We start from the raw sequence: 19,852 nt of genomic DNA on the forward strand, positions 1-19,852 counted from the left end.
CGGCGGGTGGTTCACGGCTTGGTGATGTGGAGTCGGCGTCGTCCGCCGCCGGGCTGCTGGTCGGCCACGACGTGGAAGCCGGCGGCTTGGAGCTGCTGCCGGTACTGCTCGAGGCCGTCTGCTTCGCCGGGGCCGTCGTGGAAGACGTTGACCTGCCGGCGGCCGTCCTGGGCGGTTCGCCAGCCGGGCAGCCAGCCCTGGTCGGTCCACTCGGACGGCGGGAACTCCTCGAGGACGACCTCGACATCGGCGGCGCGGATCACGCGGGGCATCAGGCGGTCACCCCGTAAACGGCGGGCTGCTGGTCCGAGTTGAGCATCTTGGTTCCTTTCGGCGCGGTTTGAGCATGAGGGGGGCAAGGCGCTCAGCGCCTCTGTGAGGCTTTAGGGAAGGCTCCGGCGGCGCGAGAGTCGCCGGAGGGGGCGGGAGGCGCCACAGCGGGCGTCTGGCGCCTCCCGTGAGGCTCACGCGGGCGAAGCGTCCGGGCGGGTGCCGTCCTGCCGCGCCCCGTCGGCGGCTACGAGCGCGGTGTACGCCTCGCAGTCGTCCCACGCGTGGCCGCCTCCGCAGTGCGCGCAGGCGGGCTCACCCTCGGGCTGCGCCTCATCGATCTTGGGCTGCTGCACGACGGGGACCGGCTCCTCGACGGTGTAGGTCGTGGTCGCGCGGACGAGGCGGCGCTGGGTGAGCGTGCCGTCCTTCCACGTTGGGCCGATGGCTCGGGCATGGGTGAGGTGGGCCACGGCGCGGGCGCGGGCGCGGTACCGGGTGCCGGGCACCCACTCTTCGGCGACCGGGTCGTACAGCTCGGCGGCCCAGGTGTGTTCGGTCGGGTGCGCTTCGGCGGGCTGTGTCTCGTCGGCCAGGCGGCGCAGCTCGGCCTCGGTCTGTCCCGCCCGTAGGATCTCTGCGCCGAGCTGGCGGCGCACCTCGTCGAGTTGCCGTTCCAGCGCGAGAATGTGCTCCGACTGCTCCAGCACCCGCTTGCCACGCCGTCGGCACTCGGCGCGCAGTTCGTCGTTGCGGCGTTCGCTGAACCGGAGCCGCTTCTCCAGCGGCGTCTCAGCCTCCAGCGTGGCGGCCCGGTCGGCGGTCGGCTGCTCGGCGGCCCGGCTGGCGTCGTAGGCGGCCAGCAACTCCTCCGGCGTCTCGTACCCGAGGACGCCGTTCGCGTAGGCGTGATCGATGGCGTGCAGGAGCTGGTCGCGGACGTCGGCGGCGGTCTGGTCGGTGGCGGGCGCCTGGACGGCCGGAGCGGCGGCGAGTGCCGCTTCGGCGCGCTCCACCCGCTCGTAGTGCAGCTCCCAGGACGCTGGCACATCGAGCCCGGCCGCCCGCGCGATCGCGGCCAGGGACCGCAGCGGCACATAGGTGCTGCGGTCGGTGATCTCCCAGTCGGCCACCGCACGCCGGTAGGCAGCAAGCTCGGCTTCGAGCGCCTGGGCGCGGCGGTTGAGGCGCCGATTCGTGGCCCGCGCGGCTTCCAGCTCGTCGGTCCGATCGAGGGCGGGCGCCTGCGCGGTAGGAGCGGCGGCCTCGTGCGGCACGGCGCCGATCGCGTCATCGCTCCAGCGGTAGCGCACGCCCTTGTCGTCGACAGGGCCAGCGTGGTCGGTGCCGAACTCGGGGTCGCGGTGGCCGACGTCGAGTACGCAGCGGTGCTCTCCGCCGCTGTACTGGTTGACGATGCGCGCGGTGCAGGCGCCGGTCTGGTCGGTCATGGTCGGTCTCCAGGGGTGGGCCGGCCGCGCGAGACGGCCGGCCGGGCGGGTGGTCAGGCGGCGAGCGGCAGGGCCGTGCGGACGGCGGCGGTGAGGGCTTCGTAGGCGGCGAGCGCCTGGAGAGTGACGACGCTGTTGCCGGCGCGCTTGATCTGCTGCGGGCGCGGCATGTCGGCGTGCTGGGTGACAACGCCCTCGTCGAGGCCCATCACCCACTCGGTGAAGGCGGGCGAGAGCCGGAGGTTGCCGCGAGCGTCGGGAGCCGTCGGCGCGGGCGCGGGCCGACCGAGGACGCGTTCCCAGCGGCGGATGGCCGGCGCGTAGTCGTGACCGAGCTCCGAGGCCCGCCAGTCCTCGTCGAGCCTCACGGCGATACCGGGCAGGTAGTAGTTCCCGGCGCCGTCCCGCTGGTTGGGCCCGCCGTTGGGGCCGTCGCTCGCCTTCGGGGTGGGCAGCAACCGGGGCACGGGCTCCACGGTCGGCGCTGGCGCCGGCACTTCGACGATGGCGCCGGCGCCGGGGACGGCGTAGCCGAACCAGCGGGGCCGGGTGTGCGGCGCACCTATCGAAGACGCGTTGGTGGTCATCCAGTACAGGTCGTAGCCCAGCTCGTTCAGATGCGCGGCAACCACGTCCAGGCCACGGGTGCGCAGGGCGGCCACGTTCTCCAGGAACACCTCCTCCGGCCGGATCACGCCGATGGCCTGGGCGACGCTCCTCCACAGCCCGGAGCGCGGATCGTCCAGCCCCAGCCGGTGCCCGTTGTGGCTGATGCCCTGGCACGGCCAGCCAGCGATCAGCTTCCGCAGCCGCGGGTAGCGGGCGGCGACGGCGCGCCAGTCCACGAGGTCGATGCCGCCGAGGTTCTCCACACCGGGCAGCAGGCCGGCCATCACCTGGGCGGCCCACGGGTCCTTCTCGGCGTACACGGCCGTCTCGCAGCCGGTGAGCAGTTCGACCGCCTTGTCGAGGGCGCGGACGCCCGAGCAGAGGCTGATGGCGGCGGGATGGGTCACGGTGATCCTTCCGGGCGTGGGTACGGTGGGTGCCAGGCTCGGGCGTGTTAGGACCACGCCCGGGCCGTCTGCGGTCACGGGGCAGGGGTGGCGGCAGGGCGCAGCTGCAGGGGCGGCGTAGTCGGCTTCTGGCGGGCACCCGAGCAGGGATCGCCGTAGGTGCCGTGCCGGTGCATCGGCAGGCGGCCGTTCTTCAGCGGCTTGAACACCCCCCGGAGTCCGCACGGGCACTTCTCCCGGGCGGGGCAGATCACCCATCCGACGAAACCGGCGTAATCGGTAAAGCCGGCCTCCAACTCGGCGCGCATCTGCTGCTCGCGGTCGTACTGCTCCTGCGTCATGGTCACGGTGTCTCCTCGTGTGGGTGGTCAGGCGGGCGTCAACGCGCGGCTGGTCACGGGCTTGGGGTGCGGGTTTGGGGACCACCGGTCCCTATCCGGCAGGGGTGGTGGCGGGCTGGTCGGTGACCGTGCCGTGGGCGAGCGGGACCGGCATTCCGGGGCCGGGCTGCGGGTTGGCACCGTGGTCGTGGCGGTCGAGCCAGCCCTGGACGTAGCCGCGGCAGGTCGGGCATATCTGGTCGGCGTCGGGCTTCCAGATCTGCAGCGTCCAGCGCAGGCCGAGCCCGCAGGCGGTGGCTTCTCCGAGCCACACGTGGGCCTTGCGGTAGCGGTCGAGGGCAGCCCAGCGGAAGGTCGGGATGCGGGGGTCGAGGTCGGTCATCAGAGGCTCCAGAGGCTGGGTTGGTGGGTCACGAGGGGCAGGGCGGTCTGGTCGGGGTGGATCTCGGGTGGCGGATCCACGGCACGGACCACAGGCGGCCGGCGGACAGTGGCGGCGAGACGGCGGGCGCAGACCGGGCCCAGGCCCGTAGGCGACGGGCGGCGCAGCGGGCGGCCACACGCCTGGCAGCGGGCCATCAGGCGGCGTCCTGCTGCTGGCGCGGAATCGAGGCGAACGCGGCTTCGACGAGCGCGGTGGCCAGGGGTGGCGGGCAGGCGTTGCCGATCTGCTGGCTGATGTCACCGCCGGACCACGGCCAGTCGGCGGGGAAGCCCTGCAGCCTGCCGGCCTCGGAGGGGGTGAGCCGGGGGAGTTCACCGCCGTCGGGGTCGACGAGACGGAGCCGGGAGATTTTGCCGGTGACGGTGAACGCCGGCTCGGCGTTGGTACGCCGCCCGCGGTTCTTCGGGTCGCCGCCGGTGCCGTAGTTCGAGATCACCGTGAACGGGCCACGGTCGGGCAGGACGTCCCCCATCGACAGCCACGGCGCCAGGCGGGCGTCTCCCGCATCCTGGAGGACCCCGCGGCGGTACGGGCGCCGCGACGGCTCCGGAAGCTTCACAGGCTCGCCCAGGCGCGCCACGAGCACCGCCCGGCGTCGCGTCTGCGGCACCCCGAACTGCTCCGTGCGCAGCACACCGGTCACCGCCGAGTAGCCCTCGCCGCGCAGGACTTCGGCGTAGGCGTCCCACACCTGCCGCGCCTGCTGCACCTGCTCGAGCACGATCGCCTCATACGGGCGGCCCGCGTCCACGGCCTCGAGCGCCCAACGCAGCGGCTCCAGGACCAGGCCGGTGCGCTCATCCCCCAGCACGACCGGATCGACCGTCTCGCGGGCGCCCATGCGCTTCACCGCGTCAAGGACTTCGGCCAGGGCCGCGCGGCCCGCACCCGCACCGGCGACGGTGAACGTCTGGCACGGCGGCCCACCGGCCAGGATCTTGGCGTCGGGGAAGTCGGCGGGGCCGTACCGGCGGACATCGCCATGCACGGTCGCGAGTCCGGCAGCAAGGCGGGTTGCGACGGCGTTGGCGTCCCACTCGATCCCGACCGACGGAACACCAGCCAGAGCAGCACCGTGGTCGAGACCGCCGGGGCCGGCGAACAGATCCACGATCATGCGACGGCCCTCCGGTGTTCGGCGGGCAGGTCGGCGTCGCAGTAGAAGCCGATGGTCAGGTGCAGGCCGTGGTCCTCGACGACCTTCCACACCGCCGTCTCCGTGCAGGCGGGCCGGCCGTCCTGCTCGCGGTGATGGTTGGTGGTGCAATCCGCGAGGTCGGTGTAGTCGGGCAGCACCCAGCCGGTCGGGCGGTGGTGGACGTGGACGGTGGGCTTGCGGCGGCGGGTCATGCGACGTCTCCGATCTGCCGGTGGACGGCCGGGTTGCCGCCGCATCGGGCGCAGGTGCACGCGTCCAGCGGCGGGGTCGGACCCGAGGCGGCCGTACCGAGCGGCCAGCCGCCCGTGTGCGCGACCCGATAACCGGGGTCCGGGACCACGGCCAGGACCGGCTTCGGCTTGGCCTTCGGGGCGCGGCCGGTGAGGAGCAGCAGGTAGTCCTTGAGGCTCCCCTCGTCGCGCATGGCGGCGATGTCTTCGACGGTGGGCTCGGTCATGTCAGCTCTCCGCCATATCGACGAATCGGGCATAGTGCCCTTGAAAGGCGACGGTGACGGTGCCCATCGGCCCGCCGCGGTGCTTGCCGACGATCACGTCGGCCTCACCTGCTCGAGGGCTCTCCCGCTCGTACACGTCAGGCCGGTGCAGCAGGATGACGATGTCTGCGTCCTGCTCGATCGCACCGGACTCACGCAGGTCCGACACCATCGGCACCTTGTCCTGGCGCTGCTCGGGACCGCGGTTGAGCTGAGCGAGCACGATGATCGTGATGCCGAACTCCTTGGCCATCACCTTCAGCGCCCGGGAGATCATCGACACGGCGACCTGACGGGACTCGGCCGGCGGCGCCTGCATCAGCTGCAGGTAGTCGATGAAAACGACCTTGAGGCCGAAGGTGCGGACCAGGTTGCGGATCGCGGCCCGCAGAGACGGCAGGGTCAGATACGCGTTGTCATCGATCTTCAGGGGGGCCGCGGCCATCTCCGGCAGCTTCGCCGCGGCCCGCGCGACGACGGTGTTGTCGACGATGCCCTGCTTCACATGGTGCAGCGCGATCTTGACCTCGCCGCACAGGATGGTCGTGGCGAGCTCGTCCCGGCTCATCTCCAGCGACCAGATCGCCGACGGGATCCCGTTGGTGATCGCGGCAGCCCGCGCGAACCCCGCCATCAGCGTCGTCTTGCCCATCGCCGGACGGGCTGCCACCACAACGAGCTGGCCGGGCGCCCATCCGCCGGAGAGGAGCGCATCGAGGTCGATGAACCCGGTCGGCACCCGGTCCTCGATCGTCGGCTTCGTCGTGGCCCGCTCGATCACGTCGGGCAGCAGGTCGCCGAGGTCGACCATCTGGGACTGGCCGACGGGACGGATCAGGTTGTCGACCTCGTCCTGGATGGCGGCGATGTCCGTGTCCGGGTCGAACGCCGGGTTCGAGGTGCGGACCATGATGTTGGCTCCGAGGGCGCGAGCCCGGCCGGCGATGGCCGCGGTGGTGACCTTGTTCGCCCAGTACTCGCCGGCCCCGGGATGAGCGACCATGTACAGCTCGCCAAGTTCGTGACTGGTGAACGGGCGGACGGTCATGCGGCCTTCGGCGTGCCACACGGCGAGCCTGTCGGCGACGGCTGCCCAGCGGATCGCGGACGCGGGCAGGGTGGCGGCGAGGTCTTCAACGGCGAACCAAACCATGCGGTACCGCTCGTCGCCGATGTCGGCGGGGTCGAAGCCCTGACTGAGGAGTTCGTCGATGCAGGCGGGCTGCGCCATGGCGGTCGCGGCGAGAATCCGCTCGGCCTCCGGGTTGCCGGCAGGAGCGAGCGCGGCGGCCTCGTCCGGACCCCACACGTCGGTTTCGGTGCTCACTCGTTCTCCAAGGAAAGTTCGGTCTGCTGTCCGGTGCGGGCGCCCTTGATGGCGGCGCAGCGACGGCAGGGCTCGTCGAAGTGGATGGGGCCGGAACCCATGGCCCACGCCTTCTGCGCTTTGACGTGAGCAGCGAGGGTGCCGTGGGCGGCCATGTCGTCAATGGCCTCGTCGGTCAGCAGCGGCTCGTCGAGGGGGACGTGGCAGCCGCAAGGGCAGCCGGGCTCCCCTCCGATCCCGAGGGCCGCGGTGTGTGCCCAGCAGGCGTGGTGCTTGTGCTGCCGGCAGGCCGGGCAGATCGTCGTCTTCTCCCCGAACGGCACAACGACCTTCCCGGGGCGAAGCTCGGACTCCTGCGCGCGGTAGCCGCGGCTGCGGCCGGCGCCCCGGGTCACGCAGCGGCTCCCTGGCGGCGGTCGGGGCCCTCGAGGAGGACGATGCTGTTGCCGCACATCTCCGCGAGTCGGGAAGCGACCCGCGGCCCGGTCACCTCGGACAACTGGTTCGGCAGCACATCGCACGTGATGATCACGGGACGGCGGCGGATGTACCGCTCGTCGAAAATCTCGAACAGCCGCTCCTGCGTCCACTCGTTGGCCTTGGCGGCAGCAAGGTCATCGACGAACAACAGATCAACCTGCTGCAGCTTCTTCACCAGCGCCCGGCCGTCCCCCTCCGGGGCGTTCGGCCGAAGCGCGTCGAACAGCGCCGTCGACCGGAACATCTTGATGACCGGGGACCCCTGCCACGGCATCCCCGGCGCGTACTGGGCCTCCAGCCAGCGGCGGCACGTCTTCCACGCCGTGTGCGTCTTCCCGACACCGATCGCGCCGGTCAGGAACAGGCTCCGGCCGCCCCAGCCGGCGATCCAGTCCTGCACCTGCCCGGGCAGCTCGATCGGCCGGCGGTAGATGTCCGGGGTCTCGTCATCGAACCGGTTGAGCGCGATCGATACACGCTCCAACAGGAACGACTCACGCGGGCTGAGCTCGTCAGCCGATTCGAAGTGCACTCTTCTTCTCCTCTGCGGTCATGTCGCGGGGTGCGGTGGACGGGCCCTGTTGGGCCGGCTTGGTGTTCATGGCTTGGTTCACGAAGCTGGGGATCGCCGACGGGGCGTAGGCCTTGGTCATCCAGATGGCGATGCCGCCGCGGATGTCGTCGGGGTCGATGCCCTCGTCGAGGAGCTTCTTGATCTGTGCGGAGGCCTGGCCGACGACCGCCTTCGGAGGCCGCTTGCTGACCCGGTCGAGCCACTCGCCGACGATCGTCTGCGCTGTGACTGGCTTGCCCTCGTTGCTCGCACCGTCAGGTGCGCCGACGGAGTCGGCATCGACGACGCCGAACTGCTGCTGCTCTCCGACCTCAGCCGAAACATTGGTTGGGGCAGGGGCAGGGGCAGGGGAAGGGGAATGCGCGCGTGACGCGGGCGCGCGCCCGCGCGTAGAGGCTTTCGGACCCCCTTCGGCAGGGGGTTGCGAAGGGGTATCGGAGGGGGTTCCCGAAGGGGGTGCGGAGGGGGTTCCGTACCCCCTTCGGGAGGGGTCGGTGGGAGGGTTGCCGAACGCCTTGCGAAGGGCTTCGATGTGCTCGACAACCTGCTGCCGGTTCGACGGACCGTGGGTGCCGTCGCGCCTCTTCGTCGGCTCGTCGCTGAGCTCGTCGAGCGGGATGCGGTCCATCTCTTCGAGAAGGGCGCGCCGCAGCTGCCAGGAAGAGATTTCGAGGGCACCGGACACCATGGCGCCCATGACCTTCGGCTGCTTCCACACGCCGTCGTTGCGGACGAAGGAGCGGATGAGGAGTTCCTCGGTGTCCTCGTCCATGACGATGAAGCGGGACGCCTCCAGGTCGTGCAGCAGCTTCTCGAGCTCGCCGGAGGTGAGGCCGCGGGCCTTGCGCGCCCATCGGCGCAGCGTCAGGTCGAGCAGGCCGGCATGGTTCAGGTTCGGCTGCGAGATCAGGAACAGGTAGAGCCGCTGCTGCCTCTCGTCGAGATCGAGGAAGTCGGAGTCGTCCCAGATGCTCGTGAGGATGCGTCCGTGTCCGCGGGCCATCAGACGGCACCGCCAGCCGGTTCGATGCCAGCCTGGGCCCACTGAGTAAGAAACTTGTCGAGCTGCGCGCTGCGGGACGCAGCAGCCATGCCAGACGCGATCTGGATGTCCTCACGACTTTCGCCATTGCGGGCGGCGAGGACCAATTCACCTCGGAATTGATCTTGCTGTTCGGCGCTGGGATCCGCCCAGCCGTGCTGGCGCCACAGGTCCAGCCACCCCTCGAACACACCGCTGATGCGGCTGCATTGCTCGCCTGAGATTGAGGCGTACTGCACGTCGGTAGTGCGTAGCCCCCACGACAGGTGGGCGGTCAGGTGCGTGCCGGCGTGGACTGCCGCGCACAACACTTCGGCTGCGCTGTGCCCAATCTCGAAGAGGGCTGCTGCGTGAACGAGGAACTCGGAGTACTGGTCGTGGGGGGGCTCTCCGCCCCGGCTGGCGACGGACCAGGCGTACCGCCAGGCCTCTTCCGCTACCGAGTGCTCGATCTGGCGCGGCCCCCACTGTGGCGGGTAGCCGCCGCGCCAGAGATGATCAGAGATGGCCCGGTCCTTGATGTCCTTGGCCTGCCGGAAAGTGTCCTGGTCAACGTCGGCGACGGGCATCGCATTGGGCAGGCTGCTGGTCTTGCCGCTGTTGCAGTCGGCGCAGGCGGTGACGAGGTTTTCGGGCTTGTCGCTGCCGCCAAGGGACGTCGGGATGACGTGGTCGACATTGAGCTTCGCGTCGGGCGCCGCGGCGCCGCAGTACCTGCAGGCGTGATTGTCCCGCCTGAGAATCTCGTAGCGGAGTCGCTTGGAGACGGCCATGGAGTGGTGTCCTTTGATCGTTTTGCGCTGGACGTCTTGAGGGCGCAAAGAGGTAGACGGGGGGCTCGACTTGACGCCTCCGTGTACGTACACGACCCTACCGGTCGTGTACGTACACGGCAACGCCCTATCTGGCGCTCGTGTACGCACACGCGCTACGCTCACGACATGGCTGCGAAGGAGACCCACACGACCGCTCGTCCCGTCCGCATCCCCAAGGAGGACTGGGACGACTTCGGTGCGCTCGTGGGTGACCGGGAGCGGTCCCGGCTGATCCGGGAATTCATCGCCTGGTACCTGCGCCGGCCGAAGGCCACGCTGCCCAAGCGGCCGGACCCCGCCAGCCTCGAAACCGAGCTGGAAACTCCTGCTGCGCCGCGCAAGCGCAAGATCAAAATCGTGCGCACCAAGCCGACCGAGTCCGACGACTGACACCCGGTCCTCCCTTCTCTCCTCCGGGGCCCCGCGGTTGCGGGGCCCTTTGTCGTGCGGGTCAGGCGGCGAGTTGCTGTTCGGCGCGGCGGCGGGCGCGGGTGACGCTGCGCTTGTGGCAGCCGAGTTCGTCGGCAATCTGCTGGGCGGTGCGGCCGGCTGCGGTGAGCTCGGCGACGCGGGCAGGGTCGGCGTGCATCCTTCGCACCCCGGCCTTGGCCTTGGACTTTCGGAAGGTTTCCGGCTTGCAGTTGGGGTCGTCGATGTCGTCCCAGGCGAGCGGGCCATGCCACTTCTGGGCTGCCGCCCGCTGCTTGGCCTTTTCGCTGGGGCCGGAGACGGCCGAGAGTTTGCTGTACGCCCGGCGGATCTTGTTCTCGGTTGCGTGGAGGACGGTGGCGTGGCGGCCGTTGGCGAGGTGGCTGACCGTGGATTCGTCGAGGTCGGCGGCGGCGGCGATCGTCTTCGGGCTGTGGCCGATTACGTAGAGGGCGCGGATGCGGCGGACAGTACCGATGGCTGGGCGGATGGCTTCGGCGTCGAAGTCGGCGGGTTTGACCGCGAGGATGCGCAGGGCCTTTTCGCGCTTCGGATTTTTGGTGATGCCGCGGACGAGATAGGTGATGGTGGCGTCGGATACGCCGGCTCGTCGAGCGATGAGTGCGTAGCTCATGCCATGCTCGTCGTGCAGCTTCTTAATGTGCTCAACCACGGGGGTGCCGGGGTACAGCGGGCCTTCGCCGCGGAGTCGGGCGACGGCACGAGCCTTGCCGCCACGGGTTTGAGCGTGGGTGCATTTGGTGCAGCGGCATCCCGGCCAAGACCCGTTTTTCGGGCCCCGGTAGCGGTACTCGGTACCGTGCGGTGGAAGCTTGCGGACGGCGGTGGTCACGGCCGGTCCTCCTCTCGATCCTGGGCGCGGTGTGCGGGGTGGTTTGCGTAGGCTTCGACGTGGCGGGCGAGGCGTTTGCCGTGGTGGTGGATGGCGATGGCGGTGAAGGCCCAGTGGCCGGCGGTGACGATCGCGGTGGCGGTGAGGGCTGCGAGTCCGGCTGCGGCGGCGACGTAGAGGACGGCCAGGTCGAGGATCGTGTCGAGGGTGGCGAGGCCGTCGGCGATCAGGTCGGGCGTCACGCGGCCCTCTTTTCGGCTGCTCGGGCGGCGCGGCGGGCGGCTATCTGCCGACCCTTCGCGGTGAGGCGCCAGACGGCGATGCGGTGGGCGTGGGTGTTGGCCTGGGTGGAGGGCACGGTGCGGCCGGTGTGTTCGATGATCCCGCCGGTGCGGAGGCTGTTGATGGCGGCACCGAGGAAGCCGTGACCGAGCTCGGGCAGCACGTCGCGGAGGTCGTTGCAGGAGAAGTCGTCGTGGCGCTGGCCGAAGTGGAAGGCGGCCTGCTCGACGAGGAACTGGTCCCAGGAGGACTGGTCGGCTATCTCCTCGAGGAGGAAGTCCTTTTCGGCGGAGGCGAGGCGTTCGGCGGGGGTGAGCTTGCGGGCCATGGCGGGCTCCTTCACGGTGTGGTGTCCTTGGTGGTGCCGGGCCGGCCGCATTACGGGTGCGGCCGGCCCGGCAGAGATCGCCTACTGCTGGGCGTTCTTGAGCGCGGTGCCGCGCTCCTTGATGTAGGCGCCGAGGCTGGTCGGCTGACCGGTTCGCGGGTGCATCAGAGGCGTAGCCAGGGCGCTGGCCGCCTCGACCTCCCGGTAGAGCTTCAGCAGCTGTTCAGCGGTTGCCTCGTCGTCGCTAGCTGCGTCGATCCAGGCGGTGACGTCGATGTCCTTGGCGCCGTCTCGGAGCCAGTCGAGGTACGGCTTGGCGATGTCGCGGGCGCCGTCGGGCTGGTCGAGCTTGACGCCCCGGAAGGCGGGGCAGCGGCTCTTGATGAAGCGGAGCTGGTTGCTCTGGTTCATCTCGGTGGCGACGCCGAACTCGAACTCGATGCCTTCGCGCTGCTCGGCGCGCATACCCTTGTTGACGGGCTCTTTCTTCCCTCGCTCGTTCTCCTCGAGGACCCACTTGATCGAGGCGCGCATCGTGACGACGATGTGGCCGGGGTAGGCCATGAGCGCTTCGATCATCTCGTTCTGGATCTCGCCGCCGTCCTTCCAGCCGGCGAACTTGTTGCCGCCGTACTTGCTGGCCGCCTTCTCGACCTGCTCGAGGGTTCCTTCGGGGCCGTTCCAGAAGGGCGACAGGGAGTCGACCATCACGACCGGGTAGCCCTGCTGCGCGGCGGCAGCCAGAGCCTTCGGCAGGTTGCGCGGGTCGAAGCGGCGCATCGGGAGCATGTCGAACTGGGCGTCGAGGTCGTTGACGTACAGAGAGGCGGCGCCTCGCTCGGTGTCGATGACGGCGAAGCGTGCGCCTTCCGCCAGGCCGCTTGCGATGGACAGGCCGGTCCAGGTCTTGCCTGATCCGGACGGGCCCTGGATGGAGATGCGGGCCTTGGCTCCGTCCTTGGTGGCGGGACGGAAGGTGAACAGGTTGTCGCTGTACTCGTCGATCGGCGGCTGGGGCTGGTTGGGGCGGCCGGTCTGGATGGGCTTTCCAAGCTGGGACATGCGGGTTCTCCTAGCGGTACTGGCGCTCAAGCCAGGCAGGGGGCGAGATGAGGGGCGTCTGCAGGTAGCCGGGCCATTCGTCGTTCGCGCGGCAGATGGCGTAGGTGTTGAGGGCGACCTCGTTGAGGTGGCGGCCGATGCTGCAGGCGGTCGAGTCGAGCTCGATCACGGAGACCAGGTAGGGCGGTTCCTTCTCCTGGAAGATGAACTTGAACGGGCAGACCAGCTCGGTGAGACCGAACTCCAGGGCGCCGTCCCGGTAGTACTCCTGCTGCTGGTGATAGCCGTATTCGAAGATGTGGTTGGCCAGCTTTGACGGGTTGGCGGTGCGGCAGGACTTGTAGTCGACGAGGGTGCCGTCGTGGCGGGCCCAGTCGATGCGGATGCGGCGCCAGACTCCGCGGTCGTTCCAGATGATCGTGCGTTCGGCGACGCCGCTGCCCGGCTCGAGGAGTTCGGCGGCCTCGGGGTGCTCGCGCAGCGCCTTCGCCATGGCGTGGACCTTGTCCAGGTCGCGCTGCTTGAGCGGGATCTTCCCGGCGGCCCGGATCTTCTTGACCTGCTCCTTGACCTCGTTGGTGTCCCAGCGGTCCCGGTCGACGAGGACGAGTTCGGGCCCGTCTTCGAGGACGACCTTGTGTGCGGCGGTACCGAAGTCGAACTCCTTCTTGGCCGGCTCGGGGTTGTCGAGCCAGTGCTTGAAGGCGGCCGGGCACTGGGTGGCGAGCTTGCGGGCTCCGGTCGAAGAGAGGCTGCCGCCGGGAACGGGATCCGAGTGGTAGACCTCGGCCGGGATGTCGTACACGCCGGGCTCGACCTCGTCCGGCGCCTCCACCTCGACCGCGGCGGTCATGCGGCGCCGCCTGTCACGGCGTCCCACACGTCGCGAGCCCAGCGCGCGTCACCGAGGGCGGTGTGGGCCACTTCCTTGGCGGGCGGTTCGACGCCGACAGCGCGGGACAGGCCGTAGGAGCTGTACGGAAGCTGCGGGTAGTCGCCGGGGAAGAGGAAGTCGCCACCGTAGGCGCCGGACGCGGCCTGCCCGTGCCGGTAACCGGCGGCCAGGGTGGCGACGTCGATGGTGCGGTAGTGCCACGGCTTGGGGTGCCAGTAGTACCGGGTGAAGATGTTGGAGATCATGTCGGCGTCGAAGGGCGGGTTCGACCCGATGAGGACCGCTCCGTCGAGGAGGCGGTACAGGTCGCGCGCGACGTCCTGCGGCTTGCCCCAGGTCCAGTCCTCCGTCTTGACGCGCTCGTGGTAGCGGTTGATCTCCAGCGCCTTGGGGTCCGCGTTGGTGAGGTCGGGTTCCAGGTAGAACACGGACTCCTGGTCGGCCTCCCCCGGCTTGCGGAGGATGACGGCGATCTCCCACGTGTCGTGCTGGAACGGGTCGAGGCCGGTGGTCTCCGTGTCGACGAACGCCAGTGGCGGCGCCTGCTTTGTGCTGGTTTCGGTGGTCATGTCTCCTGCTTTCGGGTGTGCTGAGGGTGGGCCCGCTCCGCCGGGGCGGGGGGTGCTCCGGCGGAGCGGGCCCTGGGTGGCGGCGCGGAGTGGGGGCTCGACGCGCCGCCGGCTGTGAGGTTGTGGATCAGGCGGCGGCCTGCGTGGCGGCCTCGGGCTCCTCACGCTTGGCGGCCAGCCACCCGTCGAGTTCGCGGCGCAGTTCGAGGTCTCCGCCCTCGCGTCGGATCGGCATCTGCGCGCCGAGGAAGTCGGCTGCGACGATCAGCGAGAGGCGACCCTCGCCCGTCGACCACATCTGCAGCGGCTTCGGCAGGTTCTTCCAGGCCCCGAAGAACTTGGGGTCCATGGTCATCTGCACGTCGGCGGCCGGCTTCTCTACGGCGGGCAGGAGGATCTTTCGCCAGTCCAGCGGCACCTTGGCGTAAGGGCTGAGGTCGACGGCGACGCGGTGGCCGCGCTTCCCGGAGACGATCAGCTGGTCGTCGGTGCGCTCCAACTGGACGGTGTCGGCGTCGAGGAGCTTGACCGCCGCGGCGAGCTCGGGCAGCTGGGTTCGGTGGACGATGGCGTGCCACGGCTTGTCGTCGCCGCCCGTCACCTGGGTGCGGGAGACGGCGATCGTGTACCGGTTGGTGGCCATGGCGTACAGGTGGTGGCCGTCGTGGTCGAAGGTGATGCACTGGACGGCTTCGGAGTCGGCCAGGTTGCCGACGTGCGGGCGAGTCTGGGCGACGAGGCGGCTGAGGGTGTGGTCGGCGATGGTGATCACGTCTGGTCTCCTGGGTTACGTGAGGCGGACGGGCATGCATACGGCCCGGTAGGTGTCGTCGTCGACCGGCTTGATCAGCACCGGCTTGTTCGGGGTGGTGAACCAGACCTGCACCTGGCCGTCGATCGGGGCGAGCAGGGAGCCGAGAAAACCGGGCCGGTAGCCGGCCTCGAACCCGTCCAGGTCTGCGGCCTCGATGTCGACACGGGACGCCCCCTTGGAGCCCTCGGCGCCGCCCGTCACCGTGACCTGATCTCGATCGAAGACCAGCCGGATGGCCTGCTCTTCCTTGTCGTTGACCAGGGCGGCCCGCTTCACCGCGCCCAGCAGTTCGTCGGCGTCGGCCCGCATCCAGCCCACAGCTTTGGCCGGGTCGGGGAAGAAGCCGTCGATGTTGGGGAACGGGGTGGCGACGGTGCGGCTGGTCACGGTCAGCGTGTCGTTGGCGAGGGCGGCGACGCTGAGGCTGGCGCTGGTGAACGACACTCGGACGGGGCCGCCGGCCATCTGCTTGACGGTGGCCGCGAGATTGGCGGCGGGCACCAGCAGTTCACCGGAGACATCGCCGTCCGGCTCCCAAGGGATGCGGTGTCGCACGATGCGGTACCGGTCCGACGCCGACACGGTGAGGTGGTCACCGTCGGCTGCCACGTGCACGCCGCGGAAGCCTTCGAGACTGCCCGCTGCCTCCTTGTCGGGCATCGATGCCTGCGCGGCGTGTACCACGGCGGCGGCCAGCAGGTCGCCGTCCACGGCGCCCGCGGGCTCCGGTGCCTGGGGCAGTTCCGGGTAGTCGCGGCGGTCCATCGTCGGCAGAGTGAACGTGGTGCCGGGGGCGGTGAGCGTGGCCTCGTGGTTGTCGACCACGAGATCGACAGGCCCGGCCGGCATGGCGGCGGCCACATCGGCGAGGAGTCGGCCCGACACGAGCACATGGCCCGACTCGAGAACGTCGGCGGCCAGGATGGCGCGGGTGCTGGTCTCGTAGTCGAACCCAGACAGGGTCACCGAGTCGCCGTCGGTTTCCAGCAGCAGGCCGCCGAGGACTGGCTGCAGCGGATTGCTGGGTAGGCGGCGGTGTGCCCGCTTGGCGGCTTCCGCCAACTGCTTCTGGTCGATACGGAGCTTCATCAGGCGGCCTCCGCCTGCTGCTCGACCTCGACCTCGGTGGCCTCGTCGTCGGTGTTGCCCCAGCGGGACTCGGGCTGCGCGTAGCCCTTCGTCTGAATGTCGGCCAGGGGGAACAGGTAGAGCTGGTTCATGAGGTCTCCTGTGAGATGCTGGTGTCGGATCCCCGGGTGTCTGTCGCACTCGGGGGTTTTCGTTGCTGCCCGCCGATCAGCTGGTGCTGTCGGCTGTCGCCTTCTCCCGTGCCTCGGCGATGCGGTCGCGGGTCTCACGCAGCCACTTGGCGACCTCGGCCGGGTCGTCGCCTGCGTCGAGCCGGTCGGCGGCCTGCTCGGCGAGCACGTTGAGGCGGCCGATCGCGGCTCGCTCCGCGACCCGGGTGCGCTCGCTGTGGCCAGCCCAGAACTCGTCGGCCTTCGCCCGCCGCTTTTCGTCCTCCTTGTCGCGCAGCAGGTCGGCACGAGACAGCAGCCGGACCACGGCGAGCGCGTAGTCGGTGAGTCCGTCGGTGTGCCACAGCACCCAGCGGTCCTCGTTGACAACGTTGAGGGCGGCCGTCTCCGCAGGGGTGCGCGGGGCGTTGGCGGCGATGATGGCCTCAGCCTTTGCCGCAGTCTCGCGCTGCTGCTGGTCGAAAGCGCGACGCTCCTTGGCGGTCATCTTCATGTGGGGCTCCCGTGGGATGCTGGTTGGTGGGCCCCCGCCCGCTGGACTCGGGTGGGGTTCTTCTTGGGCGCCGCCCCTGCCGGCCGGTGGCATCCGGCGGGGCGGCGGTCTAGGCGGCCGGCAGGTTCGCCGGGTCGGTGGCGCCCGGTGCAGCAGGTCGCTCCGTGATCGGGACCACCGGGTAGATCGCGCGGAGGGCACTGACGTCGGTCCCCTGAGGCACCGTGGGCTGGTCGTCGCCGGTACGCAGGTCCCTCGGCGCAGGCACGCTCACCGGGTGAGCGTTGGCCCAGCGGGCTTCCCACGCCTGCAGCGCAGCCTTGAGGCGGGCGATCTCCCGCGTGTCGACCTGGTGCTGCTCGGCGGCCTGCTCCTTCTCCAAGCGCCGGTCACGCTGATGCAGAGCCAGTTCGTCGGCGAGGCGTGCGGACTTGGTCCGCTCGGCGCGCAGCAGTTCCTGCAGTTTGCCGTTGTCGTGCTTCAGCCCGGTCTTCGTCCACCGGTGGCGTCCGGTCACGATCTACTCCAGTCCGGTGCGGTCGATGTAGCCGGCGGCTTCGGTGGCGCGGAAGTCGGCGGCGGTGCGGAGCTCGAACAGTTCCTCGCGCCTGTATGCGGCCTCCGCTTCCAGCAGGGCGGCCCGCTCCTCCAGCCGCTGGACCGCTGCCCGCATCTCCGCGTTCGACATGACCCGACGGACGGTGATCGTGTTCGTCTCCGCGTGCCAGGTCTGCGGCCGACTCCAGTCCGCGGCCGGGTAGGCGCCCTGCAGCAGCGCGGCGATCCGCTGGGATCCGCCGGGCTGGAACTTGATGATCCGACCGTAGGAATCGAGGGCCCGGGCCAGGTAGGTGCGCTCCGTGATGCCGGTCGCGTCCGTCCAGATCGGGGTGACGAGGATCGTTGCCGCGCCCGGTGCGATCTGGCGGAGCCGCCAAGGCAGCTGGTGCTGGTGCCTGCGTCGCCGGGACGCCGATGCCTTACGAGGTCGGGCAGGCAGAGCTTCGAGAACGGCCGCCATGTCAGGCCACCTCCTTCAGTGCCTGTCGCTTCGTCCACGCGGCGAGCTGGGCGACGGCCTCGGCGAGCTGGTCGACGGTGTCCGGGCTGGAGTTGGTGACGGTGATCGCGATCGACTTGCCGGGCTCGCCGATCACCAGGCGGGCCAGCGGCCGGCCGTCGATCCCGTGGTCGTACTCGGTGCGGATCGGGGCGTCGTTCAGGGCGACGGTGATCCCGCCGTAGATGTCAGCGCTCATCGCGTCTCCTCGGGCAGTACGTAGGTGACGGCGCGGGCCTGCCACCGGTGGAGCGGTTCCTGGTAGTCGTCGCCGCGGGGAGTGATCGCGCCCGGGTCGTAGACGGCGAACGCGATGCGGCGCTCCAGCGGCAGGTCCATCAGGGGGACACCGCGCACGACGACCTTGCGGGCGGCCTCACGGGCGCGAAGGTCGGCCAGTCGGGCCGTGCGCTCCTCCCAGGACAGAGCGCGGTGGGCGGCCACAGCAGCGGCGGTCTTCTGGGCGCGGGCCTTCGCGAACTCGCCCTCCGAGATCACGTCGATGTGTTCCAGGACGATGCCGCCCGCGTAGCCGTCGACGGACACGACCGGCTCACCGTGGCCCAGCGGCCATGCCGGGGTGCGGGTCCTCGTCACCAGTCGCGTGCACGGGTCCTTGTCGCCGAAAGTACGGCCCTCGCTAACGCGCTTCTGGTAGGCGATCGCCACCGGGTGCTCCGGCCGGACGCTCGGGTAGGCCATCACCGGAGTGCCGACCGGGTACAGCTCGTTCCACTGCTCGGCGTTCACGCGGCCACCCCCGCCGTCTTCCGGGCGGCGTCGTACTGGGCGATGGCCCACGATGCGGCGTAGCACTGGTAGACGAAGTGGTAGTTCAGCTTGTCGATGCTCCACTCGCCGACGTCGGAGAAGGCGAAACCACCGATCTCGCGGACCTTGACCTCGTGTTCACCTTCCAAGCGGCGGACGGAATGCTTACCGAACTCCCAGAGATAGGCGTCGCTTTGGTTGTCGTGGTCCTCGGATGCGCCACACGAGCACTCGGAGCGGTACGTGACCCCGTGCTCAAAGTCGTAGACCATCTGCATGGCCCAGTCCCGCGAGTGCAGCCGGTCGCTGTCGAGGATCTGCTCACGGACCGCAGCGCGCAGGCCGCGCGGGGCGCCCTCCTTGACCGCTTCCGCTACCTCGGCCTTGACCTCGGCAACCAACCGCTCCCGGTCGTACTCGCGGACCGAGTCGGCACCGTTGACCAGCTTCGACGCCCACCGGTCCGGCTCGACGCGGATCCCGCGCAGCCAGTTGAACATGTCCTCGGTGTCCTGGCCGAAGCGCTCGAAGTGGAACGAGCCGTGTGAGCCGGCCACCAGCAGGTTGTACGGCCACGTCACCAGAATGATCCGCGACCAGCCCTGCAAGGCCTTGAACTCGACGTGCCTGTACAGGCCGTCCTCACGGAGCTCGACCAGCTTGGCGTCCTTCACGTCCCGCTCGACGTGCGCGGCGATCTCGGCGTAGTCGGTCACGGCGTCTCCTGCGGGGTCGGGTAGGGGAAGGCGGGGGTCGACGCGTCGTCGTCGGCGTCGTAGAGGAGGTGCCGCTGCTCGGCGGCCTCGCCCGGGCTGGCGGGGGTGCCGGCGGCCACGGCCTCCGGGTGGGCCAGCAGCCAGCGCAGCTTCGTCACCGCGGCGTCGACGGTCATGCCGCACCCCCGCCCTGGCCGGTGCGGGTCTGGCGGTCCTGCCAGTTCTCCCACCAGCCGTAGAACAGGGCGTCCATCGCCTCGCCGCGGGCCTCGTCAGGCAGGCAGTCCCAGGCGGCGCGGGCGATGTCCAGGACGTCGACACCGTGCGGAGCGACGGCCAGCAGCTGCGCCTCGGCCTCCTCGAACGCCGCCTGCCACACACCGGGCAGCCGCACGTCGTTGTCGCGCATCAGCAGCTCGAACACGGTCAGGTCGCTCATCGGGCCGCCTCCTCGCCGTTGATGAGGCGGGCGATCCGGAGAAGGTGGTCGGTGCCGAAGTCGGCGGCGTACTCGTCAGTGCCGTCCTCGGCGATCCGGGACGCCACGACGGTGGCCTCGACCTCCAGCAGGTTGGCGAGCGCCGCGCCGACGGCCGGCTGCATCAGGGCGATGTACTCGGCGTTCCACGGCTCTCGGATCCCGCCGTACCCGGACTTGATGCGGCCCGAGGCGACAACCTCGGACTCGACCGTGCCCGTCGGGTGGGCGTGGGAGTAGACGGCGCTCGTGGCGGTGGCGCGCGGCGACCACACGGAGCTGGTCACCCACGGGCTGTCCGTCGCGTGCTTCACGTGCTTCCGCAGCTTCGCCGCGGCGTTCCGCAGTTCGGTGTCGAGCGAGACCTTCCTGGCCTCGGGCTGAGGTGAGATCATGGACACGGCGGTCCCTTTCGTTGCGTGCTCTG

Annotated in this window: 32 protein-coding genes; 1 reads left to right on the forward strand and 31 read right to left on the reverse strand. The window is 70.1% G+C overall.

Annotated elements, in window-relative coordinates; translation table 11 throughout:
• Positions 1 to 11 precede the first annotated feature (11 nt).
• The 13 genes from ACIF8T_RS21785 to ACIF8T_RS21845 form a co-directional block, all read right to left on the reverse strand.
• On the reverse strand, positions 12 to 272 hold the full coding sequence (locus ACIF8T_RS21785; protein WP_400037437.1) for a hypothetical protein: 261 nt from the start codon (positions 270 to 272) through the stop codon (positions 12 to 14).
• Positions 273 to 464: 192 nt separating this feature from the next.
• Positions 465 to 1,721 carry a hypothetical protein gene (locus ACIF8T_RS21790; protein ID WP_400037439.1) on the reverse strand — a complete coding sequence of 419 codons (1,257 nt, stop codon included), beginning with the start codon at positions 1,719 to 1,721 and terminating at the stop codon, positions 465 to 467.
• 53 nt (positions 1,722 to 1,774) lie between these two features.
• Complete coding sequence (locus tag ACIF8T_RS21795) at positions 1,775 to 2,737, reverse strand: DNA cytosine methyltransferase (protein WP_400037440.1); 963 nt, start codon at positions 2,735 to 2,737, stop codon at positions 1,775 to 1,777.
• Positions 2,738 to 2,811: 74 nt separating this feature from the next.
• A complete protein-coding gene (locus ACIF8T_RS21800; protein ID WP_400037442.1) occupies positions 2,812 to 3,084 on the reverse strand; it encodes a hypothetical protein in 273 nt (90 codons plus the stop codon).
• 85 nt (positions 3,085 to 3,169) lie between these two features.
• Positions 3,170 to 3,460 carry a hypothetical protein gene (locus ACIF8T_RS21805; protein WP_400037444.1) on the reverse strand — a complete coding sequence of 97 codons (291 nt, stop codon included), beginning with the start codon at positions 3,458 to 3,460 and terminating at the stop codon, positions 3,170 to 3,172.
• Positions 3,461 to 3,656: 196 nt separating this feature from the next.
• On the reverse strand, positions 3,657 to 4,640 hold the full coding sequence (locus ACIF8T_RS21810; RefSeq protein WP_400037446.1) for a DNA cytosine methyltransferase: 984 nt from the start codon (positions 4,638 to 4,640) through the stop codon (positions 3,657 to 3,659).
• The gene (locus ACIF8T_RS21815) at positions 4,637 to 4,873 is read right to left on the reverse strand and encodes a hypothetical protein (RefSeq protein ID WP_400037448.1); all 237 of its coding nucleotides are present in this window, start codon (positions 4,871 to 4,873) and stop codon (positions 4,637 to 4,639) included. The genes ACIF8T_RS21810 and ACIF8T_RS21815 overlap by 4 nt, the downstream gene beginning before the upstream one ends.
• Positions 4,870 to 5,139: a hypothetical protein gene (locus ACIF8T_RS21820; protein ID WP_400037449.1), complete on the reverse strand. Its 270-nt coding sequence runs from the start codon at positions 5,137 to 5,139 to the stop codon at positions 4,870 to 4,872. Before ACIF8T_RS21820 ends, ACIF8T_RS21815 begins: the two co-directional genes overlap by 4 nt.
• Position 5,140: 1 nt before the next feature.
• Complete coding sequence (locus ACIF8T_RS21825; protein ID WP_400037451.1) at positions 5,141 to 6,505, reverse strand: replicative DNA helicase; 1,365 nt, start codon at positions 6,503 to 6,505, stop codon at positions 5,141 to 5,143.
• Complete coding sequence (locus tag ACIF8T_RS21830; protein ID WP_400037453.1) at positions 6,502 to 6,900, reverse strand: hypothetical protein; 399 nt, start codon at positions 6,898 to 6,900, stop codon at positions 6,502 to 6,504. Before ACIF8T_RS21830 ends, ACIF8T_RS21825 begins: the two co-directional genes overlap by 4 nt.
• A complete protein-coding gene (locus ACIF8T_RS21835) occupies positions 6,897 to 7,517 on the reverse strand; it encodes a DnaA ATPase domain-containing protein (protein WP_400037455.1) in 621 nt (206 codons plus the stop codon). Before ACIF8T_RS21835 ends, ACIF8T_RS21830 begins: the two co-directional genes overlap by 4 nt.
• Positions 7,498 to 8,562 carry a hypothetical protein gene (locus tag ACIF8T_RS21840; RefSeq protein ID WP_400037456.1) on the reverse strand — a complete coding sequence of 355 codons (1,065 nt, stop codon included), beginning with the start codon at positions 8,560 to 8,562 and terminating at the stop codon, positions 7,498 to 7,500. The genes ACIF8T_RS21835 and ACIF8T_RS21840 overlap by 20 nt, the downstream gene beginning before the upstream one ends.
• Positions 8,562 to 9,374, reverse strand: coding sequence for an HNH endonuclease (locus tag ACIF8T_RS21845; RefSeq protein WP_400037458.1), 813 nt, complete (start codon positions 9,372 to 9,374; stop codon positions 8,562 to 8,564). The genes ACIF8T_RS21840 and ACIF8T_RS21845 overlap by 1 nt, the downstream gene beginning before the upstream one ends.
• Positions 9,375 to 9,542: 168 nt before the next feature.
• Here ACIF8T_RS21845 and ACIF8T_RS21850 point away from each other — a divergent pair, with 168 nt between their 5' ends.
• The gene (locus ACIF8T_RS21850) at positions 9,543 to 9,806 is read left to right on the forward strand and encodes a hypothetical protein (RefSeq protein WP_400037460.1); all 264 of its coding nucleotides are present in this window, start codon (positions 9,543 to 9,545) and stop codon (positions 9,804 to 9,806) included.
• 61 nt (positions 9,807 to 9,867) lie between these two features.
• Here the strand turns inward: ACIF8T_RS21850 and ACIF8T_RS21855 are convergent, their stop codons facing one another.
• The 18 genes from ACIF8T_RS21855 to ACIF8T_RS21940 form a co-directional block, all read right to left on the reverse strand.
• Positions 9,868 to 10,698, reverse strand: a complete 831-nt coding sequence (locus ACIF8T_RS21855) for a helix-turn-helix domain-containing protein (protein ID WP_400037462.1) — start codon at positions 10,696 to 10,698, stop codon at positions 9,868 to 9,870.
• On the reverse strand, positions 10,695 to 10,940 hold the full coding sequence (locus ACIF8T_RS21860) for a hypothetical protein (RefSeq protein WP_400037464.1): 246 nt from the start codon (positions 10,938 to 10,940) through the stop codon (positions 10,695 to 10,697). The genes ACIF8T_RS21855 and ACIF8T_RS21860 overlap by 4 nt, the downstream gene beginning before the upstream one ends.
• On the reverse strand, positions 10,937 to 11,308 hold the full coding sequence (locus ACIF8T_RS21865; RefSeq protein ID WP_400037466.1) for a hypothetical protein: 372 nt from the start codon (positions 11,306 to 11,308) through the stop codon (positions 10,937 to 10,939). Before ACIF8T_RS21865 ends, ACIF8T_RS21860 begins: the two co-directional genes overlap by 4 nt.
• 81 nt (positions 11,309 to 11,389) lie before the next feature.
• Positions 11,390 to 12,370: an AAA family ATPase gene (locus ACIF8T_RS21870; protein ID WP_400037468.1), complete on the reverse strand. Its 981-nt coding sequence runs from the start codon at positions 12,368 to 12,370 to the stop codon at positions 11,390 to 11,392.
• Positions 12,371 to 12,380: 10 nt separating this feature from the next.
• On the reverse strand, positions 12,381 to 13,223 hold the full coding sequence (locus tag ACIF8T_RS21875) for a PD-(D/E)XK nuclease-like domain-containing protein (RefSeq protein WP_400037470.1): 843 nt from the start codon (positions 13,221 to 13,223) through the stop codon (positions 12,381 to 12,383).
• A complete protein-coding gene (locus tag ACIF8T_RS21880) occupies positions 13,220 to 13,834 on the reverse strand; it encodes an exonuclease domain-containing protein (protein WP_400037472.1) in 615 nt (204 codons plus the stop codon). Before ACIF8T_RS21880 ends, ACIF8T_RS21875 begins: the two co-directional genes overlap by 4 nt.
• Before the next feature lie 127 nt (positions 13,835 to 13,961).
• A complete protein-coding gene (locus ACIF8T_RS21885) occupies positions 13,962 to 14,606 on the reverse strand; it encodes a hypothetical protein (protein WP_400037474.1) in 645 nt (214 codons plus the stop codon).
• A 15-nt stretch (positions 14,607 to 14,621) separates the two neighbouring features.
• Positions 14,622 to 15,737, reverse strand: coding sequence for a DNA polymerase III subunit beta (gene dnaN / locus ACIF8T_RS21890; RefSeq protein ID WP_400037476.1), 1,116 nt, complete (start codon positions 15,735 to 15,737; stop codon positions 14,622 to 14,624).
• A complete protein-coding gene (locus tag ACIF8T_RS21895) occupies positions 15,737 to 15,868 on the reverse strand; it encodes a hypothetical protein (protein WP_400037478.1) in 132 nt (43 codons plus the stop codon). Before ACIF8T_RS21895 ends, dnaN begins: the two co-directional genes overlap by 1 nt.
• A 76-nt stretch (positions 15,869 to 15,944) precedes the next feature.
• Positions 15,945 to 16,400 (reverse strand): hypothetical protein, encoded by a 456-nt coding sequence (locus ACIF8T_RS21900; RefSeq protein WP_400037479.1) that lies wholly within the window; start codon positions 16,398 to 16,400, stop codon positions 15,945 to 15,947.
• A 109-nt stretch (positions 16,401 to 16,509) separates the two neighbouring features.
• Positions 16,510 to 16,917 carry a hypothetical protein gene (locus ACIF8T_RS21905; protein WP_400037481.1) on the reverse strand — a complete coding sequence of 136 codons (408 nt, stop codon included), beginning with the start codon at positions 16,915 to 16,917 and terminating at the stop codon, positions 16,510 to 16,512.
• Between the two features lie 3 nt (positions 16,918 to 16,920).
• On the reverse strand, positions 16,921 to 17,421 hold the full coding sequence (locus ACIF8T_RS21910) for a hypothetical protein (protein ID WP_400037483.1): 501 nt from the start codon (positions 17,419 to 17,421) through the stop codon (positions 16,921 to 16,923).
• Between the two features lies 1 nt (position 17,422).
• The gene (locus tag ACIF8T_RS21915; protein WP_400037485.1) at positions 17,423 to 17,659 is read right to left on the reverse strand and encodes a hypothetical protein; all 237 of its coding nucleotides are present in this window, start codon (positions 17,657 to 17,659) and stop codon (positions 17,423 to 17,425) included.
• On the reverse strand, positions 17,656 to 18,210 hold the full coding sequence (locus ACIF8T_RS21920) for a hypothetical protein (RefSeq protein WP_400037487.1): 555 nt from the start codon (positions 18,208 to 18,210) through the stop codon (positions 17,656 to 17,658). The genes ACIF8T_RS21915 and ACIF8T_RS21920 overlap by 4 nt, the downstream gene beginning before the upstream one ends.
• Entirely contained in the window at positions 18,207 to 18,947 is a 741-nt protein-coding gene (locus ACIF8T_RS21925) for a hypothetical protein (RefSeq protein WP_400037489.1), read from the reverse strand. The genes ACIF8T_RS21920 and ACIF8T_RS21925 overlap by 4 nt, the downstream gene beginning before the upstream one ends.
• Complete coding sequence (locus tag ACIF8T_RS21930; protein ID WP_400037491.1) at positions 18,944 to 19,123, reverse strand: hypothetical protein; 180 nt, start codon at positions 19,121 to 19,123, stop codon at positions 18,944 to 18,946. Before ACIF8T_RS21930 ends, ACIF8T_RS21925 begins: the two co-directional genes overlap by 4 nt.
• Positions 19,120 to 19,386, reverse strand: a complete 267-nt coding sequence (locus ACIF8T_RS21935) for a hypothetical protein (protein ID WP_400037493.1) — start codon at positions 19,384 to 19,386, stop codon at positions 19,120 to 19,122. The genes ACIF8T_RS21930 and ACIF8T_RS21935 overlap by 4 nt, the downstream gene beginning before the upstream one ends.
• Positions 19,383 to 19,820 carry a hypothetical protein gene (locus ACIF8T_RS21940; protein WP_400037495.1) on the reverse strand — a complete coding sequence of 146 codons (438 nt, stop codon included), beginning with the start codon at positions 19,818 to 19,820 and terminating at the stop codon, positions 19,383 to 19,385. Before ACIF8T_RS21940 ends, ACIF8T_RS21935 begins: the two co-directional genes overlap by 4 nt.
• Positions 19,821 to 19,852: the final 32 nt, after the last annotated feature.

Source organism: Streptomyces sp. NPDC085946, from assembly GCF_044540485.1.
Lineage (GTDB): Bacteria > Actinomycetota > Actinomycetes > Streptomycetales > Streptomycetaceae > Streptomyces.

Excerpts from the sequence above, each read along its gene's own strand:
- dnaN (WP_400037476.1), bottom strand. The coding sequence starts at position 15,737 with ATGAAGCTCCGTATCGACCAGAAGCAGTTGGCGGAAGCCGCCAAGCGG.
- ACIF8T_RS21810 (WP_400037446.1), bottom strand. The coding sequence starts at position 4,640 with ATGATCGTGGATCTGTTCGCCGGCCCCGGCGGTCTCGACCACGGTGCT.
- ACIF8T_RS21820 (WP_400037449.1), bottom strand. The coding sequence starts at position 5,139 with ATGACCGAGCCCACCGTCGAAGACATCGCCGCCATGCGCGACGAGGGG.
- ACIF8T_RS21850 (WP_400037460.1), top strand. The coding sequence starts at position 9,543 with ATGGCTGCGAAGGAGACCCACACGACCGCTCGTCCCGTCCGCATCCCC.
- ACIF8T_RS21805 (WP_400037444.1), bottom strand. The coding sequence starts at position 3,460 with ATGACCGACCTCGACCCCCGCATCCCGACCTTCCGCTGGGCTGCCCTC.
- ACIF8T_RS21870 (WP_400037468.1), bottom strand. The coding sequence starts at position 12,370 with ATGTCCCAGCTTGGAAAGCCCATCCAGACCGGCCGCCCCAACCAGCCC.
- ACIF8T_RS21900 (WP_400037479.1), bottom strand. The coding sequence starts at position 16,400 with ATGAAGATGACCGCCAAGGAGCGTCGCGCTTTCGACCAGCAGCAGCGC.
- ACIF8T_RS21895 (WP_400037478.1), bottom strand. The coding sequence starts at position 15,868 with ATGAACCAGCTCTACCTGTTCCCCCTGGCCGACATTCAGACGAAGGGC.
- ACIF8T_RS21875 (WP_400037470.1), bottom strand. The coding sequence starts at position 13,223 with ATGACCGCCGCGGTCGAGGTGGAGGCGCCGGACGAGGTCGAGCCCGGC.
- ACIF8T_RS21880 (WP_400037472.1), bottom strand. The coding sequence starts at position 13,834 with ATGACCACCGAAACCAGCACAAAGCAGGCGCCGCCACTGGCGTTCGTC.
- ACIF8T_RS21815 (WP_400037448.1), bottom strand. The coding sequence starts at position 4,873 with ATGACCCGCCGCCGCAAGCCCACCGTCCACGTCCACCACCGCCCGACC.
- ACIF8T_RS21845 (WP_400037458.1), bottom strand. The coding sequence starts at position 9,374 with ATGGCCGTCTCCAAGCGACTCCGCTACGAGATTCTCAGGCGGGACAAT.
- ACIF8T_RS21785 (WP_400037437.1), bottom strand. The coding sequence starts at position 272 with ATGCCCCGCGTGATCCGCGCCGCCGATGTCGAGGTCGTCCTCGAGGAG.
- ACIF8T_RS21910 (WP_400037483.1), bottom strand. The coding sequence starts at position 17,421 with ATGGCGGCCGTTCTCGAAGCTCTGCCTGCCCGACCTCGTAAGGCATCG.
- ACIF8T_RS21915 (WP_400037485.1), bottom strand. The coding sequence starts at position 17,659 with ATGAGCGCTGACATCTACGGCGGGATCACCGTCGCCCTGAACGACGCC.
- ACIF8T_RS21930 (WP_400037491.1), bottom strand. The coding sequence starts at position 19,123 with ATGACCGTCGACGCCGCGGTGACGAAGCTGCGCTGGCTGCTGGCCCAC.
- ACIF8T_RS21840 (WP_400037456.1), bottom strand. The coding sequence starts at position 8,562 with ATGGCCCGCGGACACGGACGCATCCTCACGAGCATCTGGGACGACTCC.
- ACIF8T_RS21865 (WP_400037466.1), bottom strand. The coding sequence starts at position 11,308 with ATGGCCCGCAAGCTCACCCCCGCCGAACGCCTCGCCTCCGCCGAAAAG.
- ACIF8T_RS21940 (WP_400037495.1), bottom strand. The coding sequence starts at position 19,820 with ATGATCTCACCTCAGCCCGAGGCCAGGAAGGTCTCGCTCGACACCGAA.
- ACIF8T_RS21790 (WP_400037439.1), bottom strand. The coding sequence starts at position 1,721 with ATGACCGACCAGACCGGCGCCTGCACCGCGCGCATCGTCAACCAGTAC.
- ACIF8T_RS21935 (WP_400037493.1), bottom strand. The coding sequence starts at position 19,386 with ATGAGCGACCTGACCGTGTTCGAGCTGCTGATGCGCGACAACGACGTG.